This window comes from Bradyrhizobium sp. 23AC, assembly GCF_054863025.1.
This window is the reverse complement of sequence record NZ_JAVAYN010000002.1, coordinates 567,441-590,477: the sequence shown is the minus strand read 5'-3', so window position 1 is coordinate 590,477 and position 23,037 is coordinate 567,441. Positions and strand designations below refer to the sequence as shown.

General features: G+C 64.8%; 19 protein-coding genes, 1 tRNA gene and 2 pseudogenes. 11 read left to right on the top strand and 11 right to left on the bottom strand.

Annotated elements, in window-relative coordinates; all coding sequences use genetic code 11:
• Window positions 1-181: 181 nt before the first annotated feature.
• Window positions 182-2,210 (bottom strand): annotated as a pseudogene (locus RAD10_RS08025) (ParB/RepB/Spo0J family partition protein).
• 945 nt (window positions 2,211-3,155) lie between these two features.
• On the opposite strand from RAD10_RS08025, the pseudogene RAD10_RS08020 reads away from it, so the two are divergent.
• Window positions 3,156-4,190 (top strand): annotated as a pseudogene (locus tag RAD10_RS08020) (recombinase family protein); the annotation flags it as partial.
• A gap of 24 nt (window positions 4,191-4,214) precedes the next feature.
• On the opposite strand, the gene RAD10_RS08015 reads toward RAD10_RS08020, so the two are convergent.
• The 5 genes from RAD10_RS08015 to mnmA form a co-directional block, all read right to left on the bottom strand.
• Window positions 4,215-4,532 (bottom strand): hypothetical protein, encoded by a 318-nt coding sequence (locus RAD10_RS08015; RefSeq protein ID WP_461616994.1) that lies wholly within the window; start codon window positions 4,530-4,532, stop codon window positions 4,215-4,217.
• Window positions 4,533-4,770: 238 nt separating this feature from the next.
• Window positions 4,771-4,847 (bottom strand) — tRNA-Met (locus RAD10_RS08010).
• Window positions 4,848-5,108: 261 nt separating this feature from the next.
• Window positions 5,109-5,465 (bottom strand): hypothetical protein, encoded by a 357-nt coding sequence (locus RAD10_RS08005; protein WP_461616993.1) that lies wholly within the window; start codon window positions 5,463-5,465, stop codon window positions 5,109-5,111.
• 263 nt (window positions 5,466-5,728) lie between these two features.
• On the bottom strand, window positions 5,729-6,367 hold the full coding sequence (locus RAD10_RS08000) for a class I SAM-dependent methyltransferase (protein ID WP_091956523.1): 639 nt from the start codon (window positions 6,365-6,367) through the stop codon (window positions 5,729-5,731).
• Between the two features lie 83 nt (window positions 6,368-6,450).
• The gene (gene mnmA, locus RAD10_RS07995; RefSeq protein ID WP_461616992.1) at window positions 6,451-7,632 is read right to left on the bottom strand and encodes a tRNA 2-thiouridine(34) synthase MnmA; all 1,182 of its coding nucleotides are present in this window, start codon (window positions 7,630-7,632) and stop codon (window positions 6,451-6,453) included.
• Window positions 7,633-7,978: 346 nt separating this feature from the next.
• Here mnmA and RAD10_RS07990 point away from each other — a divergent pair, with 346 nt between their 5' ends.
• The 10 genes from RAD10_RS07990 (at window position 7,979) to RAD10_RS07945 (ending at window position 19,226) form a co-directional block, all read left to right on the top strand.
• On the top strand, window positions 7,979-9,616 hold the full coding sequence (locus tag RAD10_RS07990; RefSeq protein WP_461616991.1) for a flagellar hook-length control protein FliK: 1,638 nt from the start codon (window positions 7,979-7,981) through the stop codon (window positions 9,614-9,616).
• 13 nt (window positions 9,617-9,629) lie between these two features.
• Window positions 9,630-10,337, top strand: coding sequence for a flagellar hook assembly protein FlgD (locus RAD10_RS07985; protein WP_461616990.1), 708 nt, complete (start codon window positions 9,630-9,632; stop codon window positions 10,335-10,337).
• A 416-nt stretch (window positions 10,338-10,753) separates the two neighbouring features.
• The gene (sciP, locus tag RAD10_RS07980; RefSeq protein WP_002714638.1) at window positions 10,754-11,029 is read left to right on the top strand and encodes a CtrA inhibitor SciP; all 276 of its coding nucleotides are present in this window, start codon (window positions 10,754-10,756) and stop codon (window positions 11,027-11,029) included.
• 192 nt (window positions 11,030-11,221) lie between these two features.
• A complete protein-coding gene (gene fliF / locus RAD10_RS07975; protein ID WP_461616989.1) occupies window positions 11,222-12,832 on the top strand; it encodes a flagellar basal-body MS-ring/collar protein FliF in 1,611 nt (536 codons plus the stop codon).
• Window positions 12,833-12,879: 47 nt separating this feature from the next.
• Window positions 12,880-13,971 carry a flagellar motor switch protein FliG gene (gene fliG / locus RAD10_RS07970; RefSeq protein ID WP_461616988.1) on the top strand — a complete coding sequence of 364 codons (1,092 nt, stop codon included), beginning with the start codon at window positions 12,880-12,882 and terminating at the stop codon, window positions 13,969-13,971.
• Window positions 13,971-14,594, top strand: a complete 624-nt coding sequence (locus RAD10_RS07965) for a FliH/SctL family protein (RefSeq protein ID WP_461616987.1) — start codon at window positions 13,971-13,973, stop codon at window positions 14,592-14,594. The genes fliG and RAD10_RS07965 overlap by 1 nt, the downstream gene beginning before the upstream one ends.
• Window positions 14,595-14,597: 3 nt before the next feature.
• Complete coding sequence (gene fliN / locus RAD10_RS07960; protein ID WP_018318401.1) at window positions 14,598-14,948, top strand: flagellar motor switch protein FliN; 351 nt, start codon at window positions 14,598-14,600, stop codon at window positions 14,946-14,948.
• A gap of 33 nt (window positions 14,949-14,981) precedes the next feature.
• Window positions 14,982-16,367: a sigma-54-dependent transcriptional regulator FlbD gene (flbD, locus tag RAD10_RS07955; protein ID WP_461616986.1), complete on the top strand. Its 1,386-nt coding sequence runs from the start codon at window positions 14,982-14,984 to the stop codon at window positions 16,365-16,367.
• A 264-nt stretch (window positions 16,368-16,631) separates the two neighbouring features.
• Complete coding sequence (locus RAD10_RS07950) at window positions 16,632-17,882, top strand: vanadium-dependent haloperoxidase (RefSeq protein ID WP_461616985.1); 1,251 nt, start codon at window positions 16,632-16,634, stop codon at window positions 17,880-17,882.
• 195 nt (window positions 17,883-18,077) lie between these two features.
• Complete coding sequence (locus tag RAD10_RS07945; RefSeq protein ID WP_461616984.1) at window positions 18,078-19,226, top strand: M20 family metallopeptidase; 1,149 nt, start codon at window positions 18,078-18,080, stop codon at window positions 19,224-19,226.
• 119 nt (window positions 19,227-19,345) lie between these two features.
• Here RAD10_RS07945 and RAD10_RS07940 read toward each other — a convergent pair whose 3' ends face one another.
• From RAD10_RS07940 to ssuD, 5 genes are all read right to left on the bottom strand, one after another.
• Window positions 19,346-19,504, bottom strand: coding sequence for a hypothetical protein (locus RAD10_RS07940; protein WP_461616983.1), 159 nt, complete (start codon window positions 19,502-19,504; stop codon window positions 19,346-19,348).
• 94 nt (window positions 19,505-19,598) lie between these two features.
• Window positions 19,599-20,180, bottom strand: coding sequence for a flavin reductase family protein (locus tag RAD10_RS07935; RefSeq protein WP_461616982.1), 582 nt, complete (start codon window positions 20,178-20,180; stop codon window positions 19,599-19,601).
• A 32-nt stretch (window positions 20,181-20,212) separates the two neighbouring features.
• Window positions 20,213-21,040: an ATP-binding cassette domain-containing protein gene (locus RAD10_RS07930; RefSeq protein WP_461616981.1), complete on the bottom strand. Its 828-nt coding sequence runs from the start codon at window positions 21,038-21,040 to the stop codon at window positions 20,213-20,215.
• Window positions 21,041-21,060: 20 nt separating this feature from the next.
• Window positions 21,061-21,867 (bottom strand): aliphatic sulfonate ABC transporter permease SsuC, encoded by an 807-nt coding sequence (ssuC, locus tag RAD10_RS07925; RefSeq protein ID WP_461616980.1) that lies wholly within the window; start codon window positions 21,865-21,867, stop codon window positions 21,061-21,063.
• Window positions 21,864-23,030, bottom strand: a complete 1,167-nt coding sequence (gene ssuD / locus RAD10_RS07920; RefSeq protein WP_461616979.1) for an FMNH2-dependent alkanesulfonate monooxygenase — start codon at window positions 23,028-23,030, stop codon at window positions 21,864-21,866. Before ssuD ends, ssuC begins: the two co-directional genes overlap by 4 nt.
• Between the last annotated feature and the right edge of the window lie 7 nt (window positions 23,031-23,037).

Genomic DNA, 23,037 nt, shown 5'->3' with positions numbered 1-23,037 from the left:
AAGGAGGCGCTGCTCAGCCTCACAAGGCCGCTGCAAAGGCGTAGATCGACGGACCGTGGCACGCTTTTGGAGCCGTGAACAATTGCTCGCTTCGTTTCAACTGAACCGGCCGCGCACCGTCAGGTGCGCGGCCGGAAATTTAGAGCTCGCCGGGGCCGTTCTACCGGCCCCGGCTCACCTCTTACTCCGCGGCTTGCGAACAGAACTCATGGCCTTGCGCCCTATCTGGCGCATCAGCCTGATCCTCCGTCTTGGACGTGCGCAGCAAGGACGGCAACCAGTCGGTTGTCGCCAACAGCTGCTCGGCGGCTGCAGCCATCTCGACCTTTTTCATTCCCGACAAGCGTTCGGCGGCTTCCTCGCTGACGCCTTCGCGGACAGCCCCCATGATGCCTGCCTTGGTGATGCGACCGAGATAATTGCGCACCGTCGGCCGCCAGTATCCGGTCATGTCGAGGGCGACCACCTCGGCCAAACGGCCGGCAGCGACCAATGCGCGGGGCCTGAGGTCAAACGGCAATTTGACCGCGTTGACCGTCAACGCCGTGCAATGCGCGAACAGCGCCATGCGACTGTCGTGATCAAGTTCGGACACGAACTCCCACAGCTTGGTGACGTCTCGCGGCATCTGCCTCGCCCAATTGGCATGGCGATCCGACCACGCTTTTCCAGCCAAAGTGTCCTCGATTTCAGCCGCATGCGTCGCCAGATCCGTCTTCACGGGCTGAATGCCAGCCACGTGGGCACTAGCCCCGATATAGAAGATTTGCGCGGCGAGCGCGTGGGTGACGACCACGATGGCGACATCTGGCTGCTCACAGAGGTTGAGACGCAGCCCCAAGGTGCGATGCGCAGTGAGGTCACGGACGAGCGTGTCAGATAGCCTCTGCTCCTCGTCTTCTTCGTCGTTTTCTCCGTTCTCGCCTTCACCATCGCGCGTAGTTTGATCGTCCCCTTCGCCCTCCTCCTCCGAGGCCTGGGCGTCGCCTTCCTGCCCGCTTTCAGCACGGGCTTTATCGTCTTCGGAACGGATGAAACCGCGTTCGATCCTGACGGTGCCATCCTGATTGTATCACGAAGGCGCCGCCGCGCGCGACATCGCCGGGATCGTAGGCCTGACGTTTCGCTTCCAGTTGCTCGATTTGGGTCTCCAGTTCACCGAACCGGGCATCCACCTCATCGGGCAATTCCTCGGCCGTCTGATGCTGTTCGGTCAGCCAGTCGAACTCGGTTTGGAGCGCATGAAGGGCGGACCGATCGTCCGCCGAAAGCTCGACCGGATGCGGGTAGGCGCGACGCATGCCGTGAGCGTGCGGGAAGTCGAGATGGGGCTCGGTCCACTTCCATCCCTCGGTCGCGCGCAAGGCATCCGCCTCGCGGCCAAGCCGTGCCGTCACCAGCAAATCGAGCAGCGCCACGTCTTCGATATAGCCGCCGCTATCGTCGGTGAAGAGGTCGCGCAGGATCGTGCCGCCCGCCTCCACATAGGCCCCCAGCCCGACAAAGCGCGCCCGGCGATCGGTTGCGGCGACGTGAGTTTCGGTGAGGAGACGGCGGATGGTACTGGCATCGTGGTCGTAGGACAGGCGCTCAAAGACGCTTTCCTGCCGAGCCTGATCGTCGGTGATGGCAAAGGCCATCAACTGCTCCAAAGTCAGATCGCCGTCGCGATAGACCTGCATCAATTTTGGCGAAACTGCCCCCAAGCGCAGCCGTTGCCGCACCACTTGCGACGTCACGCCGAAGCGGGCGGCGATCTCCTCAGCGCCGTATCCGCGCTCGTCCGCGAGCTTCCTGAACGCCTCGAACTGATCGGCGGGATGCATGTTTTCCCGGGTGACATTCTCGTCCAAGCTGATTTCGTGAGGATCGTTCGCGGTGTCGATGACGCACCGGATCGGCTCGGTCTTCTTGATCTCCTTCCGCTTTACCCTCAGCAGCTGGGCAAGACGCCTGCCCTCGCCGATGGTCACCAGATAGAACCCCGTGGCCGTGCCCTCTCCGTCCAATTCCGGCTCTACTACCAGATTTTGTAGAATGCCCTTGGCGGCGATACTCGCCGCATAACCCTCGATCGCCGCCTCGCTGTGCGGCGTCTTGCGCGCATTGTTCGGCGACTTCTTGAGCTTGTTGAGCGGAATAAAAGTCTCCGTCCCGCTCGCGGGAATGATTTCAACGTGCTTTACCGGTTCAACCTGCTTTGCCGACATGTCATTCTTCCTTTTGCTTCCATGGGTGCAAGACGCACCACGCGCCTGCACCCCTGCCCGTCGGCGAGACCGGGGGTAGCAAGTGCCAAGGCGACCCGAGCGGAGGGGGATCGCCCGCCCGATAAGGGCCGCTCGCAAGAGCGGGTCTGCACGGGCGCATGTCAGCGGTTCGAGAAAGTGACGCCCCAGTGAAAAGCCCGGAAGACCGGGGAGACCGCTCGGGGCGGCGCCGGCAACAGCCGGCGCTTTACCCTGGCGCGCGCGAGGGGCGGAGCCCCTTCGATCTCAAGCGTTGGAAATGTTGAGCACGTCAGCGCCGGTGAGAGCAAAATATCGAAAACAAGAGCAAGAGTGAGAAAATCAAAAGAGGCACCCGCAGGAGAGTCAGCATAGCGCCGACGCGGGACGCGGCGGGACCCGGGACCGAGTGCAGTCGCGAGACCGGTTAACAAGGCACCCGCGCGACGGGCAGTGATAGCGGTGCCGCGAAGCGGCAGCCCTTCGTGCGAGTGCCTCCGGCGAGCGACACATTATATCTACCGCTTGCGCGAGGGATCGAAGCCGAAGGCCGAGACGCGAAGCGGCTCGGTTCACGAGAGCCCGGTGGGGCGATAGCCGCACGCGTGCATACGAGTGAGCCCCATGAGCGGCGCGATAACACGAATATGATCGGCTTGACCAATCAGCAGTCAGTCATACCGAGATGACGCAAGCAACCCGATCCAAGCGGAAGATGCATTAGCTTTGCTTAGCTTGCAGTTGAGCGAACGATACCGACCATGCTTGATGACGATCAGCAACTCAGCGGTCGAGCTGAACGCCAGCGGTGATCCAGAGAGTCGATCGTGCTGCCCGTTGATCGAAAATTGCCCTTGCAGACGAGTCCCGACGAGGCGATCTTACGCCTTGCGCGTGTACTTGCCCGTCTAGCTGCAAGGGAAGATCATGAGAGAGAACAGGCCAATCGAAGAAGCGCCGAAGAGAGTGGCGATCTATGCCCGTTTTTCCACGGATCTTCAGAATGAACGTTCCATTGAGGATCAGCTTTCGCTTTGTCAAAGCTATGCTGGTCGCGAAAAGCTAAGCATCGTCCGCACCTATGAAGACCGAGCCCGTTCCGGAGGCTCGTTGATGGGACGCGACGGCTTGCTCAAGCTGTTGGACGACGCGAGAGAGAAATCCTTTGATATTGTCATCGTTGAAGCTCTTGATCGTCTCTCCCGCGACATGGAAGACCTCGCAGGCATCCATAAGCGGCTATCCTTCCTCGGGATCGAGATCCGAGCGGTTCACGAAGGCGTCGTTAATACCGTACTCGTCGGCCTTCGTGGACTAGTTGGACAGCTCTATCGCGAAGACAACGCACATAAAGTGCGTCGCGGTCTGGCCGGGCGGATCAAACAAGGCTTGGCCGGAGGCGGCCTGACATATGGATATGCCGCGATTGCCGGAAGAACCGGCGAACGCGCCATCGTCGACGCCGAGGCGCAAGTCATTCGGCGCATTTTTCAGGAGTATGTGTCCGGTCGAACACCACGGGAAATCGCGCACGATCTCAACAAAGAAGGAATATCTCCTCCACGAGGGCGCGCATGGAATGCCTCAACTATCAACGGCAACCTTGAGAGGGGGGCCGGTGTTCTGCAGAACGAGCTGTATGTAGGGCGCCTCGTTTGGAACAAGGTTAGGATGGTGAAAGATCCCGACACGGGAAAGCGCCTGTCACGACCTAATCCGAGAAGTGAGTGGCACATTACTGAAGTGGCGCATCTTGCAATTATCGGCTCGGAGCTATTCGCGGCTGCCCAGCAACGCAAAGAGCAACGCGGTCGTACCCACCCCTGCCATCAGCGTCGGCCTCGTCGGATGCTCTCAGGCCTGTTGCGTTGCGGTTCATGTGGATCGGGTATGGCAACCAATGGGCAAGACAAATCGGGGCGCGTTCGCATTCGATGTTCAGCTGCGACGGAGAGCGGCACGTGCCCGGACCCAAAGACCTTTTATCTAGACACAGTTGAGCGCGCAGTTCTCGGTGGACTGCAGGCCGAATTGCGCGCACCGAAAGTTATTGCGGAGTACGTGCGCACTTATCTCGACGAACGAAAGCGCCTCGGAGCCGCATCGGATGCTAAAAGACAGCGTCTCCAACAACAGCTTGGAAAATTGAATCGAGAGATCGAACGGCTCGTGGATGCGATCGCAAAAGGGCACGGCGATCCATCCATTCTTGGTCCGCGATCGACCGCCCTCGGCGCCGAGCGCGACCGAGTATATAAAGAGTTGCAGACCGAACCTCCGGCCGCAAATGAAGTCGCGCTGCACCCAGCTATCCTCAAGCGATATGAAGAGCAGCTAGGTCAGCTCGAGCAGGCGCTAGCGAAAGGTGCCAGCGGGGGTGACGGAGAGGCCGCTGAAGCCATCAGAGACCTAGTCGAAACAATAACCGTCTTTCGCGATCCAGGACGCCTAGGTGGCGTGACTGTGGAGATAGCAGGCCGGTTAAACGCTCTGCTGGGGGAAAGAGCTTTTCCCAACCGCGTCAAAGGGGTGTGGGGAAAGATGGTAGCGGGAGAGGGACTCGAACCCCCGACCCCAGGATTATGATTCCCGTGCTCTAACCAGCTGAGCTACCCCGCCACAAGGCCCGCGAACGGCTGCTACGGCCGATCTCGCGAACGCGCGGCATATAAAGAAGGGGGCGGCGGGAAGTCAATCCGCCTTCGCTAAAAGCTTCGGCGCGACAGGGCGCTTAAGCGTGGAAAAGCGGGCAGTTTCGGCGGCGGATTGCCTATTTTTGGATACCAGATTCGTGGAGAGTCCCCCTCACTCGGAAGCCGCGCTTTTGCGCAGATTCCGGCCTCTCCCCGCAAGCGGGGAGAGACGAAGGAAGAATCGGGCCTATTTCGGCCTCACATTGGGGTCGCCGCCGGGGCTGCCGGGGGGCGGGATGACCGGAGTGTTGCCGCCGGCCTCGGGGGCCGGGGCGTGCATTTCGGGGTCGACGCCCGCGGGCGGGCAGAGCACGCCGTCGGACTTTGCCAATTTGTCGCCGAGCGGTTCCCGGGACTGGCCGGTGGTGGTGCCGTCGGCCTGGCGGTTCGGGCGGTCCTGCGGGGTGCAATTGGCCGCATGTTGCGGGGATGGCGGCGCGGTCGCTTGCGGTGGCGTCGCCGGGGCGGGCGGGGCCTGCGCGATCGCGCTGCCGGAGGCGGCGATCAGGAGGCTGGCCAGGATGATGTTTGATGTCGTGCGCATGGGAGGGAAACGCGCGGGGCGGGTGGGCTGTTCCCGGACAAAGCGCGATGTGATCGGGGGAACGATTGAGCAAGCGCCTCGTCCGTCGAGACGACCGCTTCTCGGTCACGTCAGGATGAGGCTCAACCAGTGTTGAAGCTGCGACCGCGTCCTCCGCCCTCATCCTGAGGCCCCGCCAAAGGCGGGCGTCTCGAAGGATGTGCCGCGGGAAGCTGCTCTCGAATGCGATCGCACTGAGCGACACACGGCCGCAGCGGTCGCGATTATGACTTTACGTAGCGGATCAGCGAGAAATGGCCCATCGGCGGCATCGGCCTCCGCTCGGCGAGCGTGACGCCGCCGTGCCTGGCGGCCCAGCCCTCGAGGCGGGCCCACGGGAATTCCGGGCGCCAGCCGAGGCGGCGGGCGACGGGCGCGAAGGCGAGCTCGAACAGCTTGCGCGGGCCGGTCTCGGCGCCGATGTGGTTGACGAGGATCAGCTCGCCGCCGGGCTTGAGCACGCGCACGAACTCGTCGAGCGTGCCTTCGGGATCGGGCACGGCGGTGATGACATATTGCGCCACCACCGCGTCGAAGAGGTTTTCGGGGAAGGCGAGGTTTTTCGCATCCATCACCGAGAGCACTTCGACATTGGAAAGGCGTAGCGCACGCACGCGCGCCTGCGCCTTGCGCAACATCGGCTCGGAGATGTCGACGCCGCAGATTTTCGTGGTGCGCGAATAGTCCGACAGCGAGAGGCCGGTGCCGACGCCGACGTCGAGGATGCGGCCGCCGATCCGGTCGGCTTCCGCAATGGTCGACTGCCGTCCCGCGTCGAACACCTTGCCGAACACGAGATCATAGACCGGCGCCCAGCGGCCATAGGCCTTCTCGACCCCGGCCCGCGAGATGTCTGCTGCCATGCCCCCTGCCCTGCCCCAGATTAGCTTTTTGTCTTGCGCATGATCTTGTCGGAAAACCGCTTCACACTTTTCCGGATCATGCGCTAGCCGCGCACCGCTTCGGCGAGCGGCCTTGCCGTGCCTGTCGCGACTTTCGCGGCGGCGCTTTGAATAAAGCCGCCGCCGAGCACGCGCGCCTGCCCACTGGGCGCGTCGTAGAACACGCAGGCCTGGCCGGGCGAGACGCCCTCCTCACCGGCGACGAGTTCGACCTCATAATGGCCATCGCTGCCGCGCAGCCAGGCGGGCTGCGGCGCGCGGGTCGAACGCACGCGCACGAACAATTCGAGGCCGGCGCCGATGGCGCGGTCGATGTCGCCGCCGCCGATCCAGTTGACGTCGCGCAAGGAGATGCGGTGCATCTTCAGCGCGTCGCGCGGGCCGACGACGACGCGGCGGGTGGCAGCCTCCAGCCGCACCACGAACAGCGGCGCGTGGGCGGCGATGCCGAGGCCGCGGCGCTGGCCGACGGTGAAATTGGCGATGCCATTGTGCCGGCCGAGCACGCGTCCATCGAGATCGACGATGTCGCCGGGGTCCATCGCATTCGGACGCAGGCGCGTGATGATGTCGGTGTAGCGGCCCGTCGGCACGAAGCAGATGTCCTGGCTGTCGTGCTTGTCGGCGACGCTAAGGCCAAAGCGGCGCGCGAGCTCGCGCGTCTCGGACTTGGTCATGTCGCCGAGCGGGAAGCGCAGGAAGTCGAGCTGCTCCTGCGTGGTCGCAAACAGGAAATAGCTCTGGTCGCGGTCGGCATCGGCGGCGCAGACCAGCGCGCGCGAGCCGTCTTCGCGACGGCGCGAGGCGACGTAATGGCCGGTGGCGAGCGCCTGCGCGCCGAGCTCGCGCGCGGTCTTCAGGAGGTCGCGGAATTTGACACTGCGGTTGCACTCGATGCACGGCACCGGCGTCTCGCCGAGCGCGTAGCTGTCGGCGAAATTGTCGATGACGGATTCGCGAAAGCGATCCTCATAGTCGAGCACGTAATGGGGAATGCCGAGCTTTGCCGCGACGTCGCGAGCGTCGTGGATATCCTGGCCGGCGCAGCAGGCGCCCTTGCGGTGGGTCGCCGCGCCATGGTCGTAGAGCTGCAGCGTGATGCCGACGACGTCGTAGCCTTCCGCCTTCAGAAGCGCGGCCGTCGTCGAGGAATCGACGCCGCCCGACATGGCGACGACGACCCTGGTGTCCTCAGGACGGCCTTCGAGATCCAGACTGTTGAGCATGGGCCTTAAGGGTTGTGACGGCGGCGTGCGGCGATCCGCGATTTCATGCTTCTCGCGGGACGTCGTCGATCCCCGGGAACTTTAGTTCCCGCAAGGCACGACTGCCCGGTCGAAAGCGGCTGAGAGTAACCTCTTTAATATAGGCGGCATTCCGGTGAAGCAATCACGGGGGCAGCCAGCTTAGGGCAATTCTTGCCGGGGAGGCAGAAATGGCGGGGTCGCAGCAGGCCCTGCGGCGACGGGCTTGAATCTATAAGATATTGATTTTGCTATATAAATATACCATTAAGGGCACTGGCCCGCTCCTTGCTCCCCTGATGCCGAAGATGTTTCCAAGGGGTCGCCTGTGGTCAGTCGTACGTCAGATGTCGTGGCCAGCGTGCAAGTTTCCAGCGCTCAGCAAAAGCCTGCGCGGTCGCAGAGCACCAGGGAGCCGTCCGCGAACGACTCCTTCGGGTCGCTGGTCGACAGCAACACCCAGGCGATCAACACCAATGCGGCCTCGCAGGCCCAGAATAGCGCGCCGCGGCGGAACGATTCGTCCTCAGCGGACAAGGGCCCGCGTGACACCTCGTCCACCGATCAATCCTCGCAGAGCAGGGCGAGCGACGACACCGACACATCCGCGCCCGCCAGGAACGACAAGACGGACGACAAGTCGAACGACACGACCACGGATGCGGCCAAGGACGCCGGCACGGCCAAGGACAAGGTCAAGGACAAGTCCGAGGCGTCAGACGCCAAATCGGCTGAGACATCCGAGAAAACCAAGGACGACAAGACCGAGGGCACCGACACGCTCACCGCCGCGGTCGATGCCGCAGCAACCGCGCCGGCCGACGCGGCACAGGCCATGCCCGATCCGAACGCGATCGTGGTTGCCGCGCCGGTCGTCCCGGCCGATCCCAACGCAGCCGCAAACCAGGCCGCCACCGCCTCGCCGCTGACGATCGCCGCCGCCGGCATCGCCGCCAGCGCTTCGACCGCGGCGCAGATCGCGGGCACCAAGACCGACACCGCCACGCCCGCCGACAAGAGCGCCAAGACCGCTGGCGCCAAGGTCGATGCCGACACCACCGCGACGCTGGCCGATGCCGCGACCGGAGCAACCGACGGGGCCACGACCGACGCCAAGCCGAACGGCGGGCTGATCCCCGTCAACCAGGGCACGCCGAAGACCTCGTTCCAGGCCGCCGTCGTCACCGCGCAAGGACAGTCTGACGTCTCCAATATCGGCCAGGACGCCGGCGCGGCGAACGCCGCCCCGACGCAAGCGCCGGGCGCTGCGACCGCCAATGCTGCCGCGCATGCGCAAAGCGCCAAGCCGCAGGCAGATGGCAGCGCGACCGAGGCGAAGCCCGGCGCAGCGGACCGTACGCCCGACGCGATCCCGGCCGCACCGGCCGCCCAGGCCCATGCCAATGCGCAGGCCGCTTTCAACACCGCCGACACCAGCGCGCAGGCCGCCTCCGCGATGCAGGCGCCGCTGACCAACACGACCTCGACCGCGTCCGCTTCGACCGCGACGCTGACCGCGACCGCGGCCAGTGCGACGGCGGTGCCGATCAACGGCGTGCCGGTGGAGATCGCGGCCGCCATCCGCTCCGGCAAGTCCCGCTTCGACATCAGCCTCGACCCGGCCGAGCTCGGCCGCATCGACGTCCGCATCAATGTCGACCGCAACGGCAACGTCACCTCGCATCTCACGGTGGAGAAGCCGGAGACGCTGCAGATGCTGCGCCAGGACGCGCCGCAATTGCAGCGCGCACTCGACGATGCCGGCCTCAAGTCCGGCAGCAACGGGCTGTCCTTCAGCTTGCGCGACCAGAATTCATCGGGCCAGAACTCCGGCCAGAACAACGACAATGGCGGCAATGCCCGCCGGCTGATCATCAGCGAGGACGACACCGCTGCCGCCGCACCCGTCGGGCGCGGCTATGGCCGCATGTACGGGCCGAGCAGCGGCGTCGACATCAGAGTGTAAAGGAGTATCCGACATGACCACCACGACTGGCGCTACCGCTCCTGCTGTCGTCTCCGGGACGACCGACCTCCCGAAATCCTCCTCGTCGAACTCGCTGAGCTCGACCACGGGATCGACGCTCGCCGGCAACTTCCAGACCTTCCTGACGCTGCTGACCACGCAGCTGCAGAACCAGAACCCGCTGGATCCGCTCGACACCAACCAGTTCACCCAGCAGCTGGTGCAGTTCGCCGGCGTCGAGCAGCAGCTCAAGACCAACGATGCGCTGTCGCAGCTCGTCACCCTGCAGCAGACCACGCAGGCGACCCAGGCGCTGGGCTTCGTCGGCAAGACCGCCCTGGTCGACGGCTCGACCGCGACCATGACCAAGTCGACAGCCACCTGGCATCTCAACGTGCCGACCGACTCCACCGTCGACATCACCGTCGCCAATGCCAGCGGCCAGACCGTGTTCACCGGCAAATATACCGCCGCCGCGGGCACCGACATTCCCTTCACCTGGAACGGCATGGGCAATGACGGCACGCAATGGCCCGACGGCAAGTATACGATCACGGCGACGGGCAAGGACGTGGCGAACAACAATGTCGGCATCGCCGCCCAGGTGCAGGGCGTCGTGTCGTCGGTCGACCTGACCCAGTCGCCCCCCCTGCTCACCATCGACGGCGCCAGCTACACCCTGAGCCAGGTGAAGAGCATCATCGCCACCAGCAGCAATTAAAGGGGCGCGCCGCGCTCACCACGTACAGGTGTCATCCCCGCCTAATGCGCCATTGCGCACGGGGGCGGGGATCCATAGCCACAGCACGTCGTTTTCGCGTGAGGTCGTAACCCCGAGTCATCGTCAAGCTACTTTCTGGGGTATGGGTCCTCAGATGCGCAATTGCGCATCATAGCTCGCGCTGTGCGCGCCCCCGGGAGGACGGCTAGAGAGCCCGCCGCGGCTCCATTCGTTAGTAAAGTATTTACGAACTCCCCTCGACCGGCCCGGATATCACCGTTCCGCCGGCCGACGCGGCGCCGTTCCAGCCATTTTCAACGAGAATTGTATTGAAGCCTTAGGCTTAGCGGATTTTTAAGCCGCCGGGCGTAGGGTTACGGGCGTGAGTTCAGTGGTTGAGAGTTTGTGAGTACGCCATGACAGAACCCCATCGCCCGAGGGTAAAATACGTCATCGGGCCGGACGGCAGTCCGTTGACGATCGCGGATCTGCCTGCACCCGGCACCAAACGCTGGGTCATTCGCCGCAAGGCCGAAGTCGTCGCCGCCGTCCGTGGTGGACTTCTCTCGCTCGAGGAGGCCTGTAGCCGTTATACCCTAACGGTCGACGAATTCCTCTCCTGGCAGTTTTCCATCGACCAGCATGGTCTGGCGGGTCTTCGCACCACCCGCATCCAGCAATATCGCCAGTAGGCGATCCGGAAATTTGCGGCTTTTGACGAAAATCGGCCTCGCCCTGCGAGGCCGATTTTTTTCATATCCGCCCTTTGCGCGACTTTTGTCCGACCTCTTAACCTTCGTTAACCATATCGAAACCATCACCTAGGCAATAATTGCCCAGTCGGCCTTTCCGGTGAAAGCGGCCGAATCTGTTGGGGCGGTTGCTTGCAAGGTCTTGCGGACTTTTTGAAGAGTATCGGCGCCGCCCGGTTCGGGGCGATGATCGCGGTCACCGCCGCGCTCATCGGCTTTTTCGCGTTCGTCATCATGCGCGTCACCACGCCGCAGATGACGACGCTGTTCACCGACCTCAGCGTCGAGGATTCCTCCGGCATTATCAAGGACCTGGAGCGCCAGGGCATCCAGTTCGAGATCCGCAACGAGGGCAGCATCATCATGGTGCCCAAGGACAAGGTCACGCGCCTGCGGATGAAGCTCGCCGAGGGCGGCCTGCCCAAGGGCGGCGGCGTCGGCTACGAGGTGTTCGACAAGTCGGACGCGCTCGGCACCACCTCCTTCGTCCAGAACATCAATCACCTCCGCGCGCTGGAAGGCGAGCTCGCCCGCACCATCCGCGCCATCGACCGCATCCAGGCCGCCCGCGTCCATCTGGTGCTGCCCGAGCGCCCACTGTTTGCGCGCGAGGCGCCGGAGCCGTCGGCCTCGATCGTGGTCCGCGTCCGCGGCTCGCTGGAAGCCCAGCAGATCCGCGCCATCCGCCACCTCGTCGCCTCCGCCGTCAACGGGTTGAAGCCGCAGCGGGTCTCGATCGTCGACGAGGCCGGCCAGCTGCTCGCCGACGGCGCCGCCACCGATCCGGAGCAGGCGGTCGGCGACGAGCGCCGCATCTCCTTCGAGAAGCGGATGCGCAAGCAGGTCGAGGACATCGTCTCCTCCGTGGTCGGCTCGGGCCGCGCCCGCGTCCAGCTCTCCGCCGATTTCGACTTCAACAAGATCACCCAGACCTCGGACAAATTCGACCCCGAGGGCCGCGTGCTGCGCTCGAGCCAGACCCGCGAAGAGCAGAGCATGACCGCCGACAACAACGGCCAGGTCACCGTCAACAACGAGCTGCCCGGCAACCAGCAGAACAACGGCGTCGCGGCCAAGGACCAGAGCAAGAAGTCCGAAGAGACCAACAATTACGAGATCTCCCGCACCACCAAGACCGAGGTGACCGAAGCCGGCCGGGTCAACCGCATCTCGGTCGCAGTGCTGGTCGACGGCATCTACTCCAAGAACGACAAGGGCGAGCTGGCCTATCAGGACCGCACCAAGGAGCAGCTCGACCGCATCGCCACGCTGGTGCGCTCGGCGATCGGCTTCGACCAGAAGCGCGGCGACCAGGTCGAGGTCGTCAATCTGCGCTTTGCGGATGCGCCCTCCACTGCCCCGATCGGCGAGCCCGGCGGCTTCCTCGGCATGCTCCAGTTCACCAAAGACGACGTCATGTACTTCGTCGAGCTCGGCGTGATGATGCTGCTCGGCCTGATCGTGCTGTTCCTGGTGATCCGCCCGCTGGTCAAGCGCATCCTGGCCTCCGACGAAGTCGCCGCCGCCATCTCCGGCGTTCTTGCCGGCCCGGCGGCCTCGGAAGAGAGCGCGCCGGCCGGCCAGGCACTGCTGCCGAGCGGTGCCGCCAGCGCGATCGACGTCGCCACCATCCAGGGCCAGGTCCACGCCCAGTCCGTTCATCGCGTCGGCGAGCTCGCCGAACGCAACCCCAACGAAACCGTCGCCATCATCCGCCAGTGGCTGACCGAACCAACCAAGTAATCCACACCAAGTGATCCCTCGCCAAGTGAATCAAGAAGTGATCTGACATGGCCGCCAGTCTGCAAAACGCCAACTCGAACGACATCACCAGCGTCATTTCCACGCTCGGTCAGCGCGCCGGCAGCCGCGCGGGCGCGCCGGTCGAAACGGTGTCGGGGCCGAAGCGCGCGGCGATCCTGATGCTGGCGCTCGGCGAGCAATATGGCGGCAAGATCTGGGGACTGCTCGACGACGACGAGGTGCGCCAGCTCTCGCTGGAGATGTCGACGCTCGGCACCGTCGAGGTCGACACAGTCGAGGACATGCTGCTCGAATTCGTCTCGCGCATGTCGGCATCGGGCGCGCTGATGGGCAATTTCGACGCCACCGAGCGGCTGCTGCAGCAATATCTGGCACCCGAGCGCGTCAACGGCATCATGGACGAGATCCGCGGTCCTGCGGGGCGCAACATGTGGGAGAAGCTCTCCAACGTGCAGGAAGAGGTGCTCGCCAACTATCTCAAGAACGAATATCCGCAGACCATCGCGGTGGTGCTGTCGAAGCTGAAGCCGGAACACGCCGCGCGCGTGCTCGGCATCTTCCCCGAGGAGCTTGCGCTCGATGTCGTCAACCGCATGCTGAAGATGGAGGCTGTGCAGAAGGAGGTGATCGAGAGCGTGGAGAAGACCCTGCGCACCGAATTCATGTCCAACCTGTCGCAGACCCGCCGCCGCGACGCCCACGAGGTGATGGCGGAAATCTTCAACAATTTCGACCGCCAGACCGAGACCCGCTTCATCACCTCGCTGGAAGAGGACAACCGCGAATCGGCCGAGCGCATCAAGGCGCTGATGTTCACCTTCGACGACCTGGTGAAGCTGGATTCCGGCTCGGCCCAGACGTTGATGCGCAACGTCGACAAGGACAAGCTCGGCGTCGCGCTCAAGAGCGCCAACGAGGACGTCCGCAACTTCTTCTTCGGCAACATGTCTTCGCGCGCCGCCAAGATGCTCCAGGACGACATGGCGGCGATGGGCCCGGTGCGGCTGCGCGACGTCGACGAGGCCCAGGCGCTGCTGGTCAACCTCGCCAAGGACCTCGCCGCCAAGGGCGAGATCATGCTGACCAAGAACCGCGCCGACGACGAGCTGGTGTATTGATGGGCGCTCCGGCAAAATTCCTGTTCGATACCGACTTCGCGGCGCCCGAGCGGACGACGCGCGAGAAGGCCGCGACCGCCGCGGAAATCGCCCAGAAGGTCGCCGAAGCCGAGGCGCGCGCCTATCAGGACGGCTTTGCCGCCGGCCAGCAGGAGGCCAAGGCCGAGAGCGACCGCCGCGTCGCGCTTGCCATGGAAGAGATTAACATCGGCATCCGCGGCATCGCATCCGGCATCGGCAACATCGAATCCAAGATGGAAACCGAGGCGGTCGACGTCGCAGTGGCGGTTGCGCGCAAGCTGTGCGCCGACCTGGTCGCCGCCGAGCCGCTCGGCGAGATCGTCGCGCTGGTCAAGGACTGCTTCTCGCATCTGGTCGCGACGCCGCATCTGGTGGTCCGCATCAACGACGCGCTCTACGACAGCGCCCGCGAGAAGATCGAGCGGCTCGCCAAGCAGAGCGGATTCGAAGGACGGCTGGTGATCCTGGCGGAGCCGGAGATTGCGACCGGCGACTGCCGGATCGAATGGGCCGATGGCGGCGTCGTGCTGGAGCGCGGCGCCATCGCGGCCAAGATCGACGAAATGGTTGGACGCTATGTCGCGTCCCGCAGGGGGAACTAAGCCATGAGCGACACCGACGGACAGGTCCCGCTGCCCGATCTCAACGGCCCGATGCCGCCCACCGGCACGGACGTCGGCTACAACGAGGACGAATACGCGGCACGTGCCGCCGCTGATCTCGAAGCGGTGTTCGACGTTCCCGTGCAGGTCTCGGCCGTGCTCGGCCGCTCGAAGATGGACGTCAGCGAGCTCCTGAAGCTCGGACCCGGCACCGTGCTCGAGCTCGACCGCCGCGTCGGCGAGGCCATCGACATCTACGTCAACAACAAGCTGGTAGCCCGCGGCGAAGTCGTCCTGGTCGAGGACAAGCTCGGCGTGACCATGACCGAAATCATCAAGACCGAACGCAGCTGATAGCGCGCGCGACCAGACGGACAGGAGACTGACATGCGGCTTCTCATCGTTGGCACATTGAAGGGCCAGCTCACCACCGCCACCAAGATCGCGATGGACAACGGCGCCACCGTGACCCATGCCGAGGATCACGAGCAGGCCATGCGCGTGCTGCGCGGCGGCAAGGGCGCCGACCTCCTGCTGGTCGACGTCGCCCTCGACATCCGCGACCTCGTGATGCGGCTCGAGGCCGAGCACATCCATGCCCCGATCGTCGCCTGCGGCATCACCAACGACGCCCGCGCCGCGGTCGCCGCGATCCACGCCGGCGCCAAGGAATACATCCCGCTGCCGCCGGAGCCGGAGCTGATCGCCGCGGTGCTGGCCGCGGTCGCCAACGATTCCCGCGAGCTGGTCTATCGCGACGAGGCGATGGCGAAGGTGATCAAGCTGGCGCAGCAGATCGCCGGCTCCGACGCATCGGTGATGGTCACCGGCGAATCCGGAACGGGCAAGGAAGTGCTGGCCCGCTACGTCCACACCCGCTCGGCCCGCGCCAAGCGCCCCTTCATCTCGATCAACTGCGCCGCCATTCCCGAGCATCTCCTGGAATCCGAGCTGTTCGGCCACGAGAAGGGCGCCTTCACCGGCGCGGTCGCGCGTCGCATCGGCAAGTTCGAGGAGGCGACCGGCGGCACGCTGCTGCTCGACGAAATCTCCGAGATGGACGTCCGCCTGCAATCCAAGCTCCTGCGCGCCATCCAGGAGCGCGTGATCGACCGCGTCGGCGGCACCAAGCCCGTGCCGGTCGACATCCGCATCATCGCGACCTCGAACCGCAACCTCGCGGAAGCGGTGCGCGAAGGCACGTTCCGCGAGGACCTCCTGTTCCGCCTCAACGTCGTGAACCTGAAGATCCCGCCGCTGCGCGAGCGCCCCGCCGACATTCTGGAGCTCGCCCAGCATTTCGTGAAGAAATATGCCGAGGCCAACGGCGTACCGATGCGCCCGATTTCGGCGGACGCGCGCCGCGTGCTTTCCAGCAACCGCTGGCAGGGCAACGTCCGCGAGCTCGAGAACACCATGCACCGCGCGGTGCTGATGGCGCAGGGCGACGAGATCGGCCCCGATGCCATCATCACCCCGGACGGCGACCGCCTCGACCTCGCCAAGACCGCGCCGGCGGTGGCGCACGCCACGATGGCCGCCGAGCAGGTGACGCGCGCGCTGGTCGGCCGCACGGTTGCGGACGTCGAGCGCGACCTGATCCTGGAGACGCTGAAGCACTGCCTCGGCAACCGGACCCACGCCGCCAACATCCTGGGCATCTCGATCCGCACGCTGCGCAACAAGCTCAACGAATATTCCGACGGCGGCATCCCGATCACCCCGGCGGGAACGCCGGGCGAATATCCGCGGATGCCGATGATGGGAGCGTAAGGGCTTCTGACAAGATTGAGGATGCGATGCCCGGGCCAGTCCCGGGCATTTCCTTTGCGGAGTAAGGGTTGGTGCTATGCTGGCGCCGTCCCGGCCTCGTGCGCAAGGGCGTAGGGGGCCGGACGACGCCGGGAGGTACGGCGCGTGAAGCAGTTCACAATCACCACGCCGCGACATCGCTAGAGTCCCGGGGCCGCTTGCCAGGATGCCGGCGAGGGGCCGCATCCGCGTTTTGCGAACCTCCTTCAACTGAAAGGGCACGCCATGAAATGCACTTCGTGGACGATTTCCCGCTTATCGCTGATTGCAACGCTGATCGCAGCCACGGCGCCGCTCGCACGCGCCGACGTGATCATGGACTGGAATGCAAAGGCCGACGCGATCGCCGCCGAGAAACAAATTCTTCCCGCGCCCCACAGCCGCGCCTTGTCCATGATGCACGTTGCGATGTTCGAGGCCGTCAACGCGATCGACCGCCGCTACGCGCCCTACAAGCTCGCGTTGTCCGCGGAGCGTTCGACCTCGCGGGAAGCCGCGGCGGCGGCTGCGGCTCACGATGTGCTGTTGTCGATCTATCCGGATATCAAACCCGATCTGGATTCGGCGCTGACGAGCTCTCTGGCGCCGATTGCCGAGGGCGAGTCCAAGATCGCCGGCATCGCGCTCGGGAAGGACGCCGCGGTGCAGATCATCCAGCTTCGCGCCAACGACGGCAGTAACGCTCCGGAGTCCTACCGCCCCCTCACCACAACGGGCGTCTATGCTCCAACCGCCGTTCCGTTGTTCCAGACCACGGGCGCGACGACGCCCTGGGTCATGGCGTCGGGATCGCAATTCCGTCCCGGACCGCCACCGGCGCTCGATTCAGAGGTCTGGACCAAGGACGTCAACGAAATCCGCGAGGTCGGCGGCCGCGGCAGCCCGACCCGGACGCCTGAGCAAACGACGATCGGCCGCTTCTGGTTCTTCGTCGGCGCCCGCACCTACAATCCCATCGTCAGGCAGGCGGCATTGGCCAAGGGAATGGACCTCGTCGACTGCGCCCGCCTGTTCGCGTTGACGTCGATGACCGGCAACGATGCCATCGTCGCCGTGTTCGAGGCCAAGTATCACTACAATTTCTGGCGTCCGATCACGGCCATACGCAACGCCGATCTAACCTCGAATGCCGCGACACCTCGCGATCCGTCCTGGCTGCCGCTCGGGGACACGCCGATGCATCCGGAATATCCCTGCGCGCACTGCATCGTCTCGGCCGCGATTTCGACCGTGCTCCAGACTGTCGTCGGAGATTTCGGCGAGTTCTCCCTGACAAGCCCGACGGCACCGGGGGTCACACGCAAATGGTCGCGGCTGCAGGACTACAGCGAGGAAGTCGCCAATGCCCGCATCTACGCCGGCTTCCACTACCGGTTCTCGACCGAGGTCGGCAAGGACATGGGCCGAAAGATAGGTGCCCTGGTCGTCGCGACGCAGCTTCGCGGTGCCGAGGCGAAGGCCGAGCCGAGCCGGTAGTCCTGCCTCTTTGAACGCCACAGCCCGCATGAGCGAAGCGACATGCGGGACGGCTCGCCCGCTTCCCCGGATATCGCTTCGCTCATCCGGGCTACGGGAGCTACCGAACCGAACACATGGCCGCACCGCATCCAGCGACTAGGCCGCCCCTGCACAAGGTCCTATAACCCCGCGTGAGAACACGCGAGGAACCACATGTCTCAAGCTCAAATCACGGATTGGCTGGCATCGCAGCAGCAGGCGATGATCGATCTGCTGCGCGATGTCGTGAACATCGATTCCGGATCCTATGACAAGGAAGGCGTCGATGCGGTCGGTGCGCGGTTCGAGCGGCATTTTGCCGAGCATGGCATTCCGTTTCGGCGCGAGGCCAATGCCACGTTCGGCGACGCCATCCATGCCGACGTCGCAAAACCCGGCAGCAACGAGAAGCCGGTGCTGTTGATGGGGCATCGCGACACCGTGTTCGGCAAGGGCGAGGCAGAGCGGCGCCCGTTCACGATCAGGGACGGCCGCGCCTATGGGCCTGGCGTCGCCGACATGAAGTCCGGCGTCGTGATGAACATCTTCGTGGCCACCGCTTTCCACAAATTCGGCGGCAACCCGCACCCGATCAAGCTGCTGATCACCTCGGACGAGGAGATCGGCTCGCCCTCCTCGCGGCCCGTGATCGAGCGCGAGGGCCGCACCGCCCGCGCCGTGTTCAATTCCGAGCCGGGCCGCCCCACCGGCAACATCGTCACGGGGCGCAAGGGCGGCATCTTCATGCATCTCGCCATCACCGGCAAGGCCGCGCATTCCGGCGCCAATTTTGCCGCCGGCGTCAGCGCGATCGGCGAGCTCGCGCACAAGATCGTGCAGATCCATGCGCTGACCGATCTCGACAAGGGCATCACGCTCAATGTCGGCCTGGTCTCGGGCGGGCAGTCCGTCAACACCACGGCGCCCTACGCCGAGGGCCAGATCGATCTGCGCTATGTCGATCCGGCGGATCGTGCGCGGGTGATGGACGCGATCGAGACCATCGTCGCGAAATCTTTCGTGCCGGGCACGCGTGCGACGCTGACGATCAAGGGCGAGTTCGTGCCGGTGGTGCAGAGCGCGGATTCAAAGGCGCTGTTCGAAAGCTATCAGGCCGCAGCAAAGCAGGTCGGCCTCACCACGCTGCAGGGGGAGTTCTCCGGCGGCTGCGCCGATTCCGGCTTCACCGCCGCGGTCGGCACACCGACCATCTGCGGCCTCGGCCCGGTCGGCGGGCTCGCGCACACGCCGGAGGAGTATCTCGATATCGACAGCATCGTGCCGCGCGCGCAAACGCTGGCGCTGGCGATTTTGCGGGGATGATGGGAGGTGCCGTAGGGTGGGCAAAGGCGCACTTGCGCCGTGCCCACGATTTGCCTGCGCTGGATGGAAATCGTGGGCACGCTTCGCTTTGCCCACCCTACGGGACCGCGCGCATTCGCCTACGAATAACTCGGCGCGTCCGGCTTGCGGAAGATGTGGATGGGATCGCCGGGGATGATCACGGGCTGGCCGGAGAACATCGCGTAGGCGTAGAGCGCGAGATAGGCGATCGCCAGCGCGCCGAAGGCATAGAACGCGAAGGTCGCGACGCGCTTCATCGATCCGCTCCATTGCCGTCCCGGCGGGAGGCTCAGGCGCTTCTAGAGCGATGAGGGGGAAAAGGCCAGCCTTCCGGCCCGCCTGCCCGCGCGATCAAAGGCCGCGCCGGCCGTGCGCGGGAACGCTCACTTCCGCAAGCCTCGCGGCGTCCTCATCCTGGTCGACCGCCACGTACTGGCCGTGCCAATAGGCCAGCGCCGCAGTCCGCGTCGAGCTCCTGATGCCCCTGACACGGCCGATGACGATGCCGTGCGAATGCCGCTCCACGATCTCCTCGACCTCGCAATCGAAGGCCGACAGCGCGCCGACCAAGAGCGGAACGCCCGAGACCGCCGTCACCCATTTGGCGCCTTTGAAACGGTCAGCGCCCTTCAGCCCGCCCTTGCCGGCAAAGCGTTCGGCGACATCGAGCTGGTCGGCATTGAGGATGTTCACGCCGAAGGCGCTGTGCCGCCGGATCAGCGGGAACGAGGAGGCATCGCGGTTGATGCTGACCAGCAGCGTCGGCGGCTCGACCGACAGCGAGGTGACCGAGGTCACCGTCATGCCGGTGACGTCCTTGCCCCGCCCGGCCGTGATGACGCTGACGCCGCCGGTGAGATGGCGCATGGCGCCGCGGAAATCGGCGGGCGAGACGGGGATTTCAGTCATGAGATCGCGGGGCACTACATTCATGGCATGGTCCCCGAGGTGGGGTTCCCTTGTATTTAGGTACGATCGTCCGCTGACAACAGGTGGCTCAGGATCGAGCCTTCCAGACCCGCAAGCTCGGCCGAGCTGCGCTGGCGCGGCCGGCCTGCGTGAATCACGACATCATGGGCGATGCGGCCCTCTTCGATCACCAGCACCCGGTCCGCCAGCGCCACGGCTTCGGCGACGTCATGGGTCACCAAAATCGCGGTAAAACCCTGATCGCGCCAGACGCGCTCCAAAAGGCGCTGCATCGAGATCCGGGTCAGCGCATCCAGCGCCCCGAGCGGCTCGTCGAAGGCCAGCACGCGGGGACGGGAGACCAACGCGCGGCCGAGCGCGACGCGTTGCTTCTGGCCGCCCGACAGCACCGAGGGCCATTGGTCGCGCTTGTCGGCAAGGCCGACCTCCGTCAGCGCCTTCTCTGCGCGCGCATGCGCATCGGTGGAGGCGCGATCTCGACCGAGACCGACCTCGACATTGCCCAGCACGCGGGCCCAGGGCAACAGCCGCGGCTCCTGGAACATCACGCGGATGTCTTCGGGCTGGATGTCCTGACCAAAGCTGATGCTGCCGGCGTCGATCTTGTCGAGGCCCGCGATCAAGCGCAGCAGCGTGCTCTTGCCGCAACCGCTTTTTCCCACGATGGCGACGAACTGGCCGGCGGGGATGTGCAAATCGATGCCGCGGAGCACCTCGTTGCTACCGAAGGATTTGCGCAAGCCCCGGATGCTGAGCGGCAGGCCGCTGCTCTGCGCCTCGCGCACGATTCGGGCGTGAGGCGCAAAATTGGCGCGGCTGGCGAGCTCGGTCTCGGGAAGGGACGTACGAACGGCTGTCTGCATGTGATTCCCAGTATCTCTGCTCAATTTTTCTGGAAGGCGGGGTGCCAGGAGAGCGTCAAACGCTCCAGCACGCGGGAGGCGCTGTCGGCGAGCTTGCCGAGCAGGGCGTAGATCAGGATTGAGAGCACGACGACGTCGATCAGCATGAACTCGCGCGCCTGCATCGCCATGTAACCTAGCCCTGAGGACGCCGCGATGGTCTCGGCGACGATCAGGGTCAGCCACATGATGCCGAGTGCGAAACGGATGCCGACGAAGATCGACGGCAGCGCGCCCGGGAAGATCACGCGGCGGAACAATTCGCCGTCGGTCATGCCGTAGATGCGGCCCATCTCGATCAGCTGCGGATCGACGGTGCGGATGCCGTGCAGCGTGTTGAGGTAGATCGGGAAGAACACGCCCAGCGCCACCAGGAACAGTTTTGCGCTCTCGTCGATGCCGAACCACAGGATCACGAGCGGGATCAGCGCCAGATGTGGCACGTTGCGCACCATCTGCAACGTGGTGTCGGTGAGTTTTGCCGAAAGCTGCGACAGGCCGTTGGCAAGCCCGAACGCGAAGCCGATGCTGCCACCGATCAGGAAACCGATCGAAGCGCGCCAGAACGAAACCCAGATGTTGCGGACGAGCTCGCCGGAGAGCAGTAGCTTCCAGCCGGCGAGCAGGACGTCGCTCGGGGCCGGCAGCACCCGCGTCGGGACGAAGCCGGTGACGCTGGCGGCCTGCCAGAGCGCGATGATCGCGAGCGGCACGATCCACTGGATCAGGCCGTCGATCCGCGGCAAACGCAGGCTGCGCGGGAGTGAAATGCTGTCGATCACGCTCATGACTGCGACACCCTGTGCTGCGGACGGAAGTCGCTGCCAACCGTCTCGCCGAACGGACCGCCGTTGAAGTGCAGCTTGGTCACGTTGGAGGGCTGCTCGAGCGAGAGCAGCGGGAACACCAGCTCGGCAAAGCGATAGGCCTCCTCCAGATGCGGGTAGCCCGACATGATGAAAGTATCGATGCCGATGTCCTGATACTCCCTGATGCGGGCCGCGACGGTCTCGGCATCGCCGACCAGCGCCGTACCGGCACCGCCGCGCACGAGGCCGACGCCGGCCCAGAGGTTCGGGGCGATCTCGAGCTTGTCGCGCTTGCCGCCGTGAAGCTGCGCCATGCGCTGCTGGCCGACGGAATCCATGCGGGCAAAGTTCTTCTGCGCCTTGGCGATGGTATCGTCGTCGACATGCTTGATCAGATCGTTGGCGGCTCGCCAGGCCTCCTCGTTGGTTTCACGGACGATCACGTGGAGGCGGATGCCGAAGGAGAGCTTGCGGCCACGCGCGCTCGCGACCTCCCTCACCTTCGCGATCTTCTCGGCAACCAGGGCCGGCGGCTCGCCCCAGGTGAGATATTTGTCGACGGTGTCGACGGCGACGTCGATGCCGGCATCCGACGAGCCGCCGAAATAGAGCGGCGGTCGCGGCGACTGCACCGGCGGGAACAACAACTTGCCGCCCTCGACATGGATGTGCTTGCCCTCGACATTGACGGTCTTGCCGGCGAGCAGGTCGCTATAGACGTTAAGGAACTCGCGGGTGACCTCGTAGCGCTCGTCATGGCCGAGGAAGATGCCGTCGCCCTTGTTCTCGACGGGATCGCCGCCGGTGACGACGTTGACAAGCAGCCGGCCGCCCGTGACGCGGTCGAGCGTCGCGGTCATGCGCGCGGCGACACCAGGCGATTGCAGGCCGGGACGGACCGCGACGAGGTAGCGCAACCGTTCGGTGAACGGCGCGACTGAGGAGGCGACGATCCAGGAATCCTCGCAAGATCGCCCGGTCGGCAACAGTACGCCGAAATAGCCTAGCTGGTCGGCCGCCTGCGCGATCTGGCGCAGATAGTTGAAGTTGACCTCGCGGCCGCCGACGCCCGTGCCGAGATAGCGGCCGTCGCCGTGGGTCGGCAGGAACCAGAGGATGTTGGCGTTCGGTTGCTTGCTCATGACTTTG